The 13291-nt window shown below is 67.8% G+C and carries 12 protein-coding genes; 6 read left to right on the top strand and 6 right to left on the bottom strand.

Annotated elements, in window-relative coordinates; genetic code table 11:
• Nucleotides 1-3: 3 nt before the first annotated feature.
• The 6 genes from AWB94_RS28725 to AWB94_RS28750 are packed head-to-tail and all read left to right on the top strand — an operon-like array spanning nt 4 to nt 7769.
• Nucleotides 4-909 (top strand): N-acetylglutamate synthase, CG3035 family, encoded by a 906-nt coding sequence (locus AWB94_RS28725; RefSeq protein WP_062658599.1) that lies wholly within the window; start codon nt 4-6, stop codon nt 907-909.
• Nucleotides 902-2332 (top strand): DUF3375 domain-containing protein, encoded by a 1431-nt coding sequence (locus AWB94_RS28730; RefSeq protein WP_062658600.1) that lies wholly within the window; start codon nt 902-904, stop codon nt 2330-2332. Before AWB94_RS28725 ends, AWB94_RS28730 begins: the two co-directional genes overlap by 8 nt.
• Nucleotides 2329-2997 carry a DUF4194 domain-containing protein gene (locus AWB94_RS28735; protein ID WP_084395371.1) on the top strand — a complete coding sequence of 223 codons (669 nt, stop codon included), beginning with the start codon at nt 2329-2331 and terminating at the stop codon, nt 2995-2997. Before AWB94_RS28730 ends, AWB94_RS28735 begins: the two co-directional genes overlap by 4 nt.
• Nucleotides 2990-6352, top strand: a complete 3363-nt coding sequence (locus AWB94_RS28740) for an ATP-binding protein (RefSeq protein ID WP_062658601.1) — start codon at nt 2990-2992, stop codon at nt 6350-6352. The genes AWB94_RS28735 and AWB94_RS28740 overlap by 8 nt, the downstream gene beginning before the upstream one ends.
• Nucleotides 6343-7110: an exodeoxyribonuclease III gene (locus tag AWB94_RS28745; RefSeq protein WP_062658602.1), complete on the top strand. Its 768-nt coding sequence runs from the start codon at nt 6343-6345 to the stop codon at nt 7108-7110. Before AWB94_RS28740 ends, AWB94_RS28745 begins: the two co-directional genes overlap by 10 nt.
• Nucleotides 7107-7769 carry a YoaK family protein gene (locus tag AWB94_RS28750; protein WP_201029588.1) on the top strand — a complete coding sequence of 221 codons (663 nt, stop codon included), beginning with the start codon at nt 7107-7109 and terminating at the stop codon, nt 7767-7769. The genes AWB94_RS28745 and AWB94_RS28750 overlap by 4 nt, the downstream gene beginning before the upstream one ends.
• Here the strand turns inward: AWB94_RS28750 and AWB94_RS28755 are convergent.
• The 6 genes from AWB94_RS28755 to AWB94_RS28780 are packed head-to-tail and all read right to left on the bottom strand — an operon-like array spanning nt 7738 to nt 13242.
• Nucleotides 7738-8304: a class I SAM-dependent methyltransferase gene (locus AWB94_RS28755; protein ID WP_062658603.1), complete on the bottom strand. Its 567-nt coding sequence runs from the start codon at nt 8302-8304 to the stop codon at nt 7738-7740. The two genes, AWB94_RS28750 and AWB94_RS28755, sit on opposite strands and share 32 nt — an antisense overlap.
• Entirely contained in the window at nt 8301-9047 is a 747-nt protein-coding gene (locus tag AWB94_RS28760; protein WP_062658769.1) for a MerR family transcriptional regulator, read from the bottom strand. Before AWB94_RS28760 ends, AWB94_RS28755 begins: the two co-directional genes overlap by 4 nt.
• Before the next feature lie 9 nt (nt 9048-9056).
• Entirely contained in the window at nt 9057-10511 is a 1455-nt protein-coding gene (locus AWB94_RS28765) for a flavin-containing monooxygenase (RefSeq protein WP_062658604.1), read from the bottom strand.
• A 9-nt stretch (nt 10512-10520) separates the two neighbouring features.
• The gene (locus AWB94_RS28770) at nt 10521-11441 is read right to left on the bottom strand and encodes a hypothetical protein (RefSeq protein ID WP_062658605.1); all 921 of its coding nucleotides are present in this window, start codon (nt 11439-11441) and stop codon (nt 10521-10523) included.
• An 11-nt stretch (nt 11442-11452) separates the two neighbouring features.
• On the bottom strand, nt 11453-12295 hold the full coding sequence (locus AWB94_RS28775; RefSeq protein ID WP_234811918.1) for an SDR family NAD(P)-dependent oxidoreductase: 843 nt from the start codon (nt 12293-12295) through the stop codon (nt 11453-11455).
• A complete protein-coding gene (locus AWB94_RS28780; protein ID WP_062658606.1) occupies nt 12292-13242 on the bottom strand; it encodes an alpha/beta hydrolase in 951 nt (316 codons plus the stop codon). The genes AWB94_RS28775 and AWB94_RS28780 overlap by 4 nt, the downstream gene beginning before the upstream one ends.
• Between the last annotated feature and the right edge of the window lie 49 nt (nt 13243-13291).

The raw sequence follows: 13291 nt of genomic DNA on the forward strand, positions 1-13291 counted from the left end.
TAGATGGCGACCGTCGGTGATCGGGTGTCGCTGCGGTATCGCGTGCCCGACGGCCTCGCCGACGTCGTAGGCGAGATCGAAGCTCTCACGCCCCTCGTGTCGGTGCGCACCAAGTCCGGTGAGACACACCACATCGTCCCCGGCGATGTGGTGTCGGTGCGCGAACTGTCCCATGTCACGGTGCGCAATTCCGAGATCCGCGCGCTGGAACACGCCGCGGCGCTGGCCTGGCCGGGCACCGAGCAGCACTGGCACGACGGCTGGCTGCTGCGCGCCGGTGGCGGCCACACCAGCCGCGCCAATTCGGCGGTGCCCCTGTTGTTCGAAGCGGACCTGCGTGCGCTGCCGACGATCGTGGACTGGTATGCCCACCGCGACCTGCCCGCGTGGCTGGCGCTGCCCGAGCGTCTGCTGCCCGTCAAGACGCCGGGCACCAAACCGACCCGCGTCCTGGTGCGCGATATCACTGCCGACATCACTCCCGAGGATGTCCCGGTCCAGGACACCGTGCGCCCCACGCCGGACGCCGCGTGGCTCCGCATCTACGAACGCGCCGTCCCCGTCGATGTGTTGACCGCCGTCGGCACCGGGGAGGAGACCGGCCAGGTGGCTTTCGCCACCCATTCCGAGGCCGCGGTCGGCCGCGGCGCGGTGACGACGGCGCCGGACGGTACCGTCTGGGCGGGCATCTCCTGTGTGCGGGTCACCGAGCATCGGCGGCGCCGCGGTCACGCCCGCACGGTATGTTCGGCACTGCTGGGCTGGGCGGCCGGGCGCGGGGCCACCCGGGCCTACGTACAGGTGCTCGCCGACAACGAGCCCGCCGCCACGCTGTATCACTCGATGGGTTTCCGCCTGCACCACACGCTGCGGTACCTGCGCGCAGAAAGCCTCCTTCCCGATGCATGAGTTACTCCAACTCAACCGCGACGTGCAGTCCACCCGCGCGGTTCGGCTGCTGGCCACCCAGAACCTGGCCATCTACGCCACGCTGATGGAGCGGCACCTGCTCGACGGCGTGGTGCCCGAAACCGATCTGGTGGTGCGGCTGGACCGCGACCTGGAGGACCTCGACGAGGTCGAGCAGACGGGACTGGCGCTGATCAAGACGTGGGCCAGCCAGGGCTGGCTGCACCGCGTCGTGAAGGGCGACCGCAACGTCTGCTATCTGACCCAGGACGCCCGGCGGGCGCTGGATTTCGTCCGTGGCATGCGCCGCAACGACACCATCGCGACGGGCGGTTCCATCAACGGGATCGCCTCCCGGCTCAAGCAAGTCGCCGTCCGCGTCGACAACAATCCGGCACGCATCCGGGCCGGGATCGAAGCCGAGATCGCGGCCCTGCACCGCGAACTCGAGGAACTCGACGCCGGGTTGCGTCCCGAGCCCGATGTCACCTCGATGTACGACGAAGCGCGTGCCATCGCCCTGCAGATGGAACGGCTGATCACCGATATCGGCTTGTACGGCACCATGATCGAGCAGGCCACCGCCGCGCTCGACGACCCGATCGAGACCAACACCGAGTACCGCGACCGGCAGCGGCAGATGTACGCCGACTATCAGCAGGCCTGGGAGTCCGCCGGCCGGGATTCGCACCGGGCTTTCCTGCGGATGATCAACGACCCCGAGCAGCGGATGGCGTTCGAGGGTGATATCGCCGCGGTGGCCGGCGCCCTGCCCGAACTGGATCCGGCGCTGCGCAAGGTGATGGCCGGGTTCTTCGAACTGGTCGGGCACCAGATCGACGAGGTGGAACGCATCCAGCAGCGCTGCGCGCAGCGGGTCAAGCGGTTCACCGCGTTCGGCACGCTGGAACAGAGCCGCGGGATCGCGCGGCAGCTCAACGAGGCCATCGGCGCGGCCCGGGCGCTGCTCAAGGTGTCGCTGACGGACTCCCGGCTGGACATCGACGTGCCGCTGGCCCGGCACACCATCAGTTCGGTGGGCGCCTTGAGCTTCCGCATCAACGATCTGTCCGCACCGAAACCGGCGGCCGTCGCCGAGGGCGACGTGGATCTGTCCACGTTCGCGGCGCTGACCACCCAGGTGGACGCGCCCGCGATGTCGGCGATGATCAACACCGCGCTGCGCCAGGCCCCGCTGTCCCTGCCCGATGCGGTCTCCATGCTGAACACCCCCTATCTGGGGCACGTGATCGTGCTGTGGTCGTGGGCACTCAAGCAGCCCGCCGCCGGAGGCGGCAATCCAGACACCGCCCAGACGCCCCAACCGGCGCGCGTCCGGTTCCATTCGCTCGACGGCCGCGACCGCGAGATGGAGGTTCCGCACCTGATGTTCACCGAACCGATTGCGGGAGTTGCATCGTGACCGATAGCCCAGTTGATTTCGCCTCACTGCCCGAGGTCGACCGTGCCGGCCGCGCCGCGGCGCAGCAGCCGCGCCGTCCCCGCTTCGAGGGTGATGTCAGCGCGATGCCCGACCGTGCCTGCTGGGCGCTGCAGCACCTGCTCACCCGCCGGTACATCAGCAACGAATCCGACAGCGATATCTACAGCTGGATCAAGGAGTACCGGGCCGACCTGGCCGTCCGGTTGTCCGAATTGGACCTGCAGTTGCAGATCGCCGAGGGCGTGGAGATCGCGTTCATCGAGCAGGCCCGGTACGAATCGGCCCGGGGCGTCAAGCTGCTGCGCCGGGAACCGCTGGGCACCTACGACTCCATCCTGGCTCTGCACCTGGCGCAGATGATGCGCGCCGCCGGTGATGCGAGTTTCGTCATCAGCCGCGACGAGATCCACGGCCTGTTCGCCGGGGTGCTCAACGACACCGACCGCGACGCCGTCACCTTCGCGGCGCGCATCGACGCGGCCGTCGCGCGACTGGCCGGGTTGGAGATCCTGCGTAAGACTCGCGACGACGAGGACAGCTACACGGTCAGCCCGGTGATCAGCGCCATCATGACGGCCTCGGTGATCACCGAACTACAGCAGCAGTTCGAGGCACTCCTGAAGGGCGGCGCAGGCGATGAGTGAGCAGTTCCACCTGTCGCGGCTGCAGGTCATCAACTGGGGCGTGTTCGACGGCTACCACGACATCGGCTTCGGGCCAGGGGGCGCGCTGATCGCGGGCGCCTCCGGCAGCGGTAAATCCTCACTGCTGGACGCGATCTCGCTGGGCTTCCTGCCGTTCAACCGGCGTAACTTCAACGCCTCCGGCGACAACACCGCCGCCGGGTCCAGCGCCGGACGGCGCACCGTGGACAAGTACGTGCGCGGGGCCTGGGGCCAGCGCAGCGACGCCGGCACCAGCCAGGTGATGTACCTGCGCGGTGAGGGCACCACGTGGTCGGCGGTGGCGGTCACCTACCGCAGCAACACCGGACGCACCATCACCGGTCTGGTACTGAAATGGCTGACCGGTGAATCCCGTTCGGATTCGTCCAGCCGCTACGTGCTGGGCGACGGCGACCTGAGCATCGAGGACGTCTGCAACCGGTGGGCGGCGGGGCGTTTCGACGCGGGGGTGTTTCGCGGTGGGGGCGAGCGAAGCGACGGAGAATACCAGGGCGGCTGGCGGTTCTCCACCAAGGTGGAGTCCCAGTACCTGGCCCAGTTGTACTCCGCCATCGGCATCCGGTCATCCGATGCCGCCCAGCAGCTGCTCGGCAAGGCCAAGTCGCTGAAAAGCGTTGGCGGGCTGGAACAGTTCGTCCGTGACTTCATGCTCGACGAACCGGACAGCCTGGCCCGGCTGCCCGAGGCGCTCAAGCAGATCGACCCGTTGGTGGAGGCACGCGATCTACTGGCGGTCGCCCAGCGCAAGCGCAAGATCCTCGGCGATATCGAGGCGATCCAGGTGCGGTACGCCTCGGAGTCCAGCGATCTGGGCATCATCGATCTGGTCGACGCACCGATGGTGCGGGCCTACACCGACCACGTCCGGCTGCGCGAATGCCCGGCCCAGATCGAGGCGCTGGACGCCACCATCACCCAGTTGGACAACGAGTACGCCGACCTGACCCGCCAGCTGAATCTGGCCAAGGCCGAGGGAGATTCGCTCAACGCCCAGATCAGCGGTGCCAGCGCCAACGTGGGCCCGCTGCAGGCCCAGGTCACCGCCGCCGAATCGCAGGCCGAGGAGGTGTCCCGCCGGCGCGCCGCGTTCGAGGAGCTGGTCGTCGCGCAGGGCATCGACGTGCCGGACAGTGCCGACGAATTCTGGGAGCTGCGCGAGGCCCTCACCAAGCAGGCCACCGAGATGCTCGGAAAGCTCGAGTGGGGCCGCGAGGCCTCGACCGACGCCGAATACGCGCAGAAGTCGGCCCGCATCTTGCGCGACAGCGCAGCCAAGGAACTCAAGCGGGTGGAGCAGGTGGGTTCGGCGCTGCCCGAGTTCGCCGTCGCGATGCGCGACCACATCTGTACCGCGATCGGTGTCGATCCGGCCGAGTTGCCGTATGTGGCGGAGCTTTTCGATCTGCGACCGGACCAGCAACGCTGGCGGGTGGCGGTCGAGAAGGTGCTGCGCGGCGTGGGCCTGCGGCTGCTGGTGCCCGACCGGCACCACGCCAAGGTGTTGCGGTTCGTCAACGAGACCAACATGCGCGGCCGGCTGGCGCTGCACCACGTCCGAAACAGTGCGAGCGGCACCGAACCGGAGCCGAACACGCTCGCCGGCAAGCTCTTCCTGGTCAACCCGGACCACGCCTGCGCCGCCGAGGCGCTCGATGTGATCACCGCCGCCGGTGACCACATCTGCGTCGACACCCCGGACGTGTTCGCCCGGTTCCGCCGCGCGGTCACCGATTCGGGGCTGTACAAGGAATCCGACCGGGTTGCCGTCAAGGACGACCGGCGGCCGCTGAAACCGTCGGAGTACATCTACCAGGGTGATATCAGCGCCAAGCTGGAGGCGTTGCACACCGAACTGGCCGAGGCCGAGGAGACCTTCGCGCGGGCCCGCAAGGCCGCCGATGACATTGCCGCGCAACGCCAGCAGTGGCGGGACCGGGCCGCGGCGTGCAAGGCCATCTACGAGCAGTTCCCGCAGTGGAGCCAGATCGACATCGAGACCGCCGACGGGCACGCCGACCGGCTGCGCGAACAGTACGAACTGCTGCTGGCCGACCACCCGGACATCGAAGCCCTGAGCGAGCGGGCCGAGGAATGCTGGACCGACATCCAGACGCTGATGACCCGCCGCGGTGCGATCCAGACCCGGCGCGACGATCTGGACAGCCGCCGCACCCAGCTGCTGGAACTGGCCGACCGGCTTTCGCCGCCCGCGGTCTCCGAGCCGGCGACCGAGCTGCTGCGCCGGTTCGCCGCCGAGGTGCCGGTCCCCCTCGAGCTGCTCAACCCCGAGCCGCACCGCGACGCGCTGCTCGCCGCGATCCGCCGGGAACGCGATCAGCTGACCGAAAGCCGCAGGCGCTCTTACGAAGAACTGTCCCGCATCATCACCACCTTCGACACCTCGTTCCCGGACGCCATCCCGAACGACTCCGACGACCTCGATGAGCGGGTGCACGATTACGTGGCGGTGTGCCGGCACATCGACGAACGCGAGTTGCCGGACGCCTACGACCGGATGATGCGGTTGATCACCGAACAGGCCCCCGACGCCATCCTCACGCTGCACCGGGTGGCCGAACAGGAGACCCGGCGGATCAGCGAGCAGATCGACCGCGTCAACGGCGGGTTGAGCGCGGTGGAGTTCAACCGTGGCACCCGGCTGACACTGCGGGCCACCCCGCGCAGCCTGGCCGCCGTCTCCGAGCTCACCGAGATCGTCAAGGCGATCTCCCGCCGGGTGACCGAGGTCAGCATGGGCGACAAGAAGGCGATCCTGGAGCAGTACGCCGATATCCTGCGGCTGCGCAACCGGTTGGCCAGCACCGCCCCCGAGGACCGTAACTGGACCCGCGACGCGCTGGACGTGCGCAACCGGTTCACCTTCGACTGCGCCGAATGGGATGTGCGCAGCGACGAACTGATCCGCACGCACAGCAATGCCGGGGACAACTCCGGCGGCGAGCAGGAGAAGCTGATGGCGTTCTGTCTGGCCGGTGCGTTGAGCTTCAACCTGGCCAATCCCGAAAGCGGGGACAACACCCCGGTTTTCGCGCAGTTGATGTTGGACGAGGCGTTCTCCAAGTCCGATCCGCAGTTCGCTTCCCAGGCCCTGGAGGCGTTCCGCAAGTTCGGCTTCCAGCTGGTGATTGTGGCCACCGTGCAGAATGCCACCACCATCCAGCCCTATATCGACGGGGTGGTGATGGTGTCCAAGACCGAAGCCACCGGGCGCAACGCCCGCCCGGTCGCGTCGGTGGCCACCAAGACCATCACCGATTTCACCGCCCTGCGTAAGGATCTCGCGTGCGTGTAGCCACATGGAACGTCAACTCCATCCGCACCCGCGTGGACCGGGTGACCGACTGGCTGGCGCGTGCCGACGTCGACGTGCTTGCCATGCAGGAGACCAAGTGCACCGACGCGCAGTTCCCGGCCATGCCGTTCGCCGCGCTGGGTTATGAGGTCGCCCATATCGGGCTGAACCAGTGGAACGGGGTGGCGATCGCGTCGCGGGTCGGCCTCGACGACGTCGAGATCGGATTCCCCGGCCAGCCGCTGTGGGACGGGCTGACCGAGGCGCGGGCCATCGGGGCGACCTGCGGCGGGGTCCGGCTGTGGAGCCTCTACATTCCCAACGGCCGCACGCTGGCCGACAAGCACTACACCTACAAGCTGGAATGGCTTGACGCCCTGCGTGTTTCGTCTGCCAACTGGCCTGGCCCGGTGGCGCTGATGGGCGACTGGAACATCGCACCCACCGACGAGGACGTCTGGGATCCCGCGTTCTTCGAAGGGGCCACGCATGTCTCGGAGCCGGAGCGGGCCGCATTCCGCGCGTTCGAGGACGCCGGCTTCGCCGACGTGGTGCGGCCCTACACACCCGGCCCCGGCGTCTACACCTACTGGGATTACACCCAACTGCGCTTCCCGAAGAAGCAGGGCATGCGCATCGACTTCATCCTCGGCTCGGCGGAATTCGCGGCCCGCGTCACGCACGCCGAGATCGTCCGCGAAGAACGCAAGGGCAAGCAGCCCAGCGATCACGCGCCGGTGCTGGTGGATCTGGCGTGACCGGGGGATTGAGCGCCCCCCTCCCACGGCTGCTGCTGCTCCTGACGGTCGTCACCGGCGTCGTGGACGCCTTCAGCTACCTGGCCCTCGGGCACGTTCTGGTGGCCAATATGACCGGCAACGTGGTGTTCAGCGGGTTCGCGCTCGCGGGAGCACCGGGTTTCGTGTGGTGGGCCTTGCTGCTCGCCGTCGCCACCTTCCTGGTCGGCGCCGCGTTCGGCGGGTCGCTGCGCAAGCGTCTGGGCGAGGACCGACGAAAGCACCTGTTGACGTCGACGGTCATCGAATTGGTGTGCGTCGCAGCCGCTTTGGCGGTGGTGGTCGTCGCACCGACACCCTACCGAAGCTGGATCTTGAGTGCGCTGATCGTCTTACTGGGCATCGGCATGGGTCTGCAGAATGCAACGGCGCGGGCGCTGGCGGTGCCCGACCTGACCACCACGGTGCTCACCCTGACCCTCACCGGGATCGCCTCGGATGCCGCGTCCGGGCATGGCAGCAAGGCGGGCCGCAGGCTGGTGCCGGTGCTGGCCATGTTCCTCGGCGCGCTGGCCGGTGCCGCGCTGGTGGTGCACGGGTATCACGCCTGGGCGCTGGGGCTGGCCACGGTGCTGTTGGCCGCCGTGGCTACGGTTGCGGGGGTTTCACGCCGACTGTGAGGAGGTCCGAGATCGGTGTCCACATGGGCCGGCGCACCCCGCGCTGATCGGCGATCGTGAATCCGGCGTCGGTGAACAACGTCCGGACGGCTCGCGCGCCGGGGCTGATGGTGGTGGCCACCACCAGGCCGCCGGGCGCCAGCACGCGGCGGAACTCCTTCAGCGCCGCCGGCTGGTCGAAGAAGTGGAAGGCCGACGTCGTCACCACGGCGTCCAGGAAACCGTCGGTGAACGGCAGCTTCTCGGCGGGAGCGGACATCCAGCGCACCCGGTCGGAGCGTTTGCGCGCCTGCGCCAGCATGCCGTCGGCCATGTCGATGCCGTACACCTCGTCGGGCTGTAGCTCGCGCTGAATCCGGCTGGTGAGAATGCCGGTACCGCAGGCGATATCGGCGATCTGACGAGACCCGTGGCGGCGCAGCTGGGCGATCACCTCGTCCTGGGCGGGCTGGTACACCCAACGCTGCAGGCAGCGCTGATCGTACAGCGGCGCGGCCAGGCTCCAGAACCGGGCGATCACGGCAGTCGCGTTCACGTCTCCTGCTCCCCCTGTTGGTAACGCCGTAGCTCGGCGCGCACCGCCTCGTCCAGTGCTCGGTCCAGACTGGCGTGTGCCGACCGTCGCGCCACCCGGCGCATGACGTCGATCAGGTCGGCGGCCCAGGCCAGTTCCACATCGTTGCCCGGATACCAGCCGGTGCCCCGTTGCCGGACCACTTCGGTGTGGCCGGCCCCGGCCAGCGCTCGGGCCGCCTCGTCGAGCTTCTTGTCCACTGCCGCCGTGGTCTTCAGGATCGCCGTCAGCGGCATGCCGCGGGAGACCAGTTTGCCGAAGTCGTCGACGACCCGGCGGTCGCGCACCCGATAGGTGTCGGCATCCTCGGTCGGCTCGATGATCCCGTTGGTGATCAGCTTGCGCACGGTTGCCGCGTTGAGCTCGCCGAGCCGGGCCTGCAGCTGCGCCCGGGTCATGGTCTCGGGCACCGGGTGCGACCACGGCTCGGTGACCAGCTCACCGAGGTCTTCCAGGTTCAGCACCTCCACCAGGCCCTCGCCGCGCTGCAGCCCGGTCAGGAACTTCAGGATGTGTTTGACGGTGAAGCCCTCGCTGAGCAGCCGGACGATGGCCTGCAACTGGCGCAGGTGCTTGTCGGTGTAGATGGCGACCCGGCCGCGGCGCTGCGGCCGCGGCAGCAGGCCGCTCTCTTGGTAGACGCGGACATTCCGGGTCGTCGTCCCCGCCTCTCGCGCGAGGTCGTCAATCCGGTATTCGGCCACCATCGGAGTCTAGGCGGCGGTGATCCGGTAGTCCCGCAGATCCAGTGCCTTCAACTGGTTGACGTACTGGGTGGCGAAGCCGGGGAACATCGTCGCGTTGAATCCGTCCTCGGTCAGATACCAACTCTGGCATCCGGAGTTCCACGTCGTGGACCGCAGCCGGCGCTGGATCTGCTCGTTGTAGCGGGCCTGCACGTCGGGACGGACGTCCAACGCCTTCCAACCGAACTGCAGCAGCTTGCCGATCGCTTCGGTGATGTAGTCGATCTGCGCCTCCATGTACACCAGCGCCGAGCTGTGCCCGGGGCCCGAGTTGGGTCCGAAGGTGAAGTACAGGTTGGGGTAACCGGAGACCGCGACGCTGCGGTAGGCGTAGGCACCGCGGCTCCATTCCGATGCCAGCACCCGCCCGTCGACACCGGTGACCGGGAACGGCGTACCGGTCTTGGACACGTCGAAACCGGTGGCGAACACGATGGCGTCGAACTGGTGCTCGATACCTTCCACGGTCCGAATCCCCTTGGGGGACAGCCGCGCTATCGGCCAGGTGACCAACTTGCAGTTGTCCGCCTGCAGGGCAGGGTAGTAGTCACTGGTCATCAGCAGGCGTTTGCAGCCCGCGGAGAAGTCCGGCGTGAGCTGTCGGCGCAGCCACGGATCCTTCACCTGGGCACGCAGATTCGCCCTGCTCACGGTCTCCACCAGCCGGGTGAACGGGGTGTCCCAGACCACGCCGAGCGCCACCGACTCGTGTCCCCAGAACCAGACCGAGCGCATCAGCTTCTCCGCCAGCGGCACGGTCTTGTAGATGTCCTTGAGCCAGTCGGCGGTCGCGGTGTTGTACCGCGGCAGCACCCATCCGGCGGTGCGCTGGAACACCTTCACCGACTCGGCGACCTTCACCAGTTCCGGCACGATCTGCACGGCACTGGCGCCGGTGCCCACGACGGCGACCTTCTTGCCGGTGAAGTCGTACTCGTGATCCCAACGGGCGCTGTGGATTGTCTTGCCCTCGAAGGTATCGACGCCCGGGATGTCGGGCAGGCTGACGTTGGCCAACGGACCGGAGGCCACGATCACGGCCCGCGCGCGCACCGGGTCGCGGCCGGTGAAGCTGACCGTCCACTCCCCCGCCGCCTGGTCGTAGACCACGCCGGTGACGGTGTGCTCGAACCGGATGTGCGGCTCGATGCCGGCCTCGGCGACCATGCCCTCGATGTATCGCAGGATCTCGGCGCTGCCCGAGTAGGTGTGCGACCAGTCGGGGTTGGGCGCGAAGCTGTAGGAGTACAGCCGCGACGGGATATCGCAGGCGGCACCGGGATAGGTGTTGTCCCGCCAAGTCCCGCCCACCCGGGTGTCCCGCTCGTAGATCACGAAGTCGGTGATACCGCGGTCCTTGAGCCGGATGGCCGCGCCGACACCGGCGAAGCCGGCGCCGATGATGGCGACAGAAACAGTCATCAGCGTCTCCTAGGCAACGGGCTCGTAGGTCAGTTCCTGCGACCAGGTCGGGTTGTTGCGCACCAGCGAGATCGGGATCACGCCGGTGATCTTGACCAGCGAATCGGCCATCCAGTGGTACTTCGACGTCCGGTCGATCACCTTGCGGCCCTGCCAGGAGATGATTCGGTACATCGGCACCCGGCGCGCGAACTGGCTTCGCTCACCGACACTTTGGAACCGGCGCATGGCCTGGTACAGACGCTCCTCGTCGACGCCCATGGCCACGATGTTGTCGCGCATCTTGTTCAGCAGCGGAACGTAGCTGAGCACGCCGACCAGGAAGGTGGGCTTGACCCAGCCGCCGACCAGTTTGATCAGCAGCTTGCGCGCATCGGCGTGGCCGATGATGTCCATCACCTCGAAATCCACGGCCAGGTGCCGGGACTCGTCGGAGTTGATGCGTTTGAACACCTCCTGGGCCACCGGGTCCTTGACCTCGTCGGTGATGAACTTGATCAGCGCGCCGTCGAGTGCCACCTCCAGCATCGGGATGACGGTGCCCAGGAAGGTCAGGTCCATGCCGTCGGAGTACTTGTCCAGCCAGTTGATCACCAGCTGCACGTTCACGCTGGGCGGCGGGATCTCGTCGTCCTCGAGCATGCCCCAGCGGCGCATCAACGCCAGTTCGGCATTGGCGTGCTTCTGCTCCTCGGCGTGGAAGTGTTCGTAGATGCTCTTGAGCGTCGGGGTGGGGGCCTTCTTGGCCAGTGCGGCGAATCCGCGGGCGCCGACATTCTCGATCCACATCAGGTCGGTCATGAACGGCTTGAGCTTGGCCCACAGGTCGGCGTCGATGAGCTCGGCGCCCGGTGCGTCCCAGTCGATATCGACCAGTGCCCACTGCTTGTCCTTGATCATCTGCAGCATGTTGTCGAGATCCATCGCCATGATTGAGCCTTTCAGTTAGCCGGGAGCAGACGGCCGAGTAATCCCGCGCCGCGGACGTACAGGGACGGGAAGTGCCGTTTCAGATGCCAGATGACGGTGGCGTCCAGTTGCGGGACCACGTAGAGCCGGCCGTCGTCGTGGGCGTTGAGGGTGCGGGCGGCGACGTTGTCGGCGGACAGGCCGGTCCAGCGGGCCAGCTGCTGGCTCAGGTTCATCGAGCCAGGGGTGATCCGCCCGTCTTGGAACACATTGGTTTTCACGAACGTCGGGCACAGCACGGTCACCGTGATATCGGTGCCGTCCAGTTCGGCGGCCAGGGTTTCCGACAGGGACATGACGCCGGCCTTGGAGACGTTGTAGGCGGCCATCGACGGGGCCGCGGCGAAGCCTGCGGCCGAGGCGACGTTGATGATCCCGCCGCGGCCGGCCTTGCGCAGGATGGGCGTGAAGACCTCGCAGCCGTACACCACGCCCCACAGGTTGATCCCGAGTGCCCAGTCCCAGTCGTCGAAACCGATGTCGCCGACCGGTTTTCCGCCGATCCCGACCCCGGCGTTGTTGATCACCAGGGTGGGTGCCCCACCGAAGACGTCCTGCGCGTGCTTGGCCAGCAGTTCGATCGCGCTGCGATCGGAGACGTCGCACTGCACGGCGTGGCCCTTGCCCGTCCAGAGCCGATCGATCAGGCCGACGGTTTCGGCGGCGCGGTCGGCGTCGATGTCCGCGCAGATGACCTCACCGCCGCGGCGGGCGAGCTCGAGCGCGAACGACCGGCCGATTCCGCTGCCGGCGCCGGTCACCACCGCCTTCGCGTCGGTGGTGCGTTTACGCCCGCCGAACAGATTGAATATCAACAGATCTCCTGCAGGTCGTCGGAAAATTGGCCGGCGATGAAGTGCGCTGCTCGGCGCAGTGCGGCCTTGGCCTCGGGCGCGACATTGGGCAGCGCCTGGAAGACGTGCACCATGCCGGGCCAGATCTCGAGGGTGCTGCGGCCGCCGGCCTTGCGCAGTTCGGCGTCCAGGTGGCGGGCGTCGGCGCGTAGCATCTCGAAGCCGCCGGCCTGGATCAGGATGGGCGGCAGGGCCCGCGCCTTGGTGAAGTCGAGGCGCAGCCGCGGATGCGCAGGGTCCTGGCCGTGCGTGTACAGGCCGACCATCTTGCGGGCCGCTCCCGCCGACATCGCCGGATCACGATGGGTGCGCTCCAGCTGTTCGGCCAGCCCGAGCGTGAGGTCGATCAGCGGGGAGAACAGCACCACGCCGGCCGGCTGGAACGCGGGATCGTCGGCGTGAGCCAGCAGCAGGTCGCACGTCAGGTGCCCACCCGCGGAATCGGCCCCGATGACGATGTCGGACGCCCGGTAGCCCTGTGCGAGCAGCCACCGGTAGCCGGCTTCGACGTCGCGCGCGGCGGTCGGGAACCGGTGTTCGGGCGCCAGCCGATAGTCGACCACGAAGAAGGGCAGGCCGGTGGCTTCCGACAGCCGGGCGACCAGCTTGCGGTGGGTTTTCGCCGAGCAGATGACATACGCGCTGCCGTGCACGTAATACCCGGCGCGCCTGCCGAATTCGACACCGGGCCCGAGCACCCATTCGCCGCCGGATGCCGGGATGATTCTGGCACCCGCGGGCATCGAGCCCCCGACGGCCATGATGGTGGCGATCAGCTGCCTGCCGAACCACACCCCCGGTGCCGTCATCGGGATCACGCTGGTCAGGCAGCCCAGCGTCCAGCGGGTCGCCGTGGCCGAGACCACCGCACGCAACGTGGCGCGGGCCGGTACCTCAGTGTCCGTCACACCGACTAGGTCATCATCAACTGTGTCATTTGTCAATGGCACAGTTGAG

This window comes from Mycolicibacterium canariasense (assembly GCF_002101555.1).
Classification (GTDB): domain Bacteria; phylum Actinomycetota; class Actinomycetes; order Mycobacteriales; family Mycobacteriaceae; genus Mycobacterium; species Mycobacterium canariasense.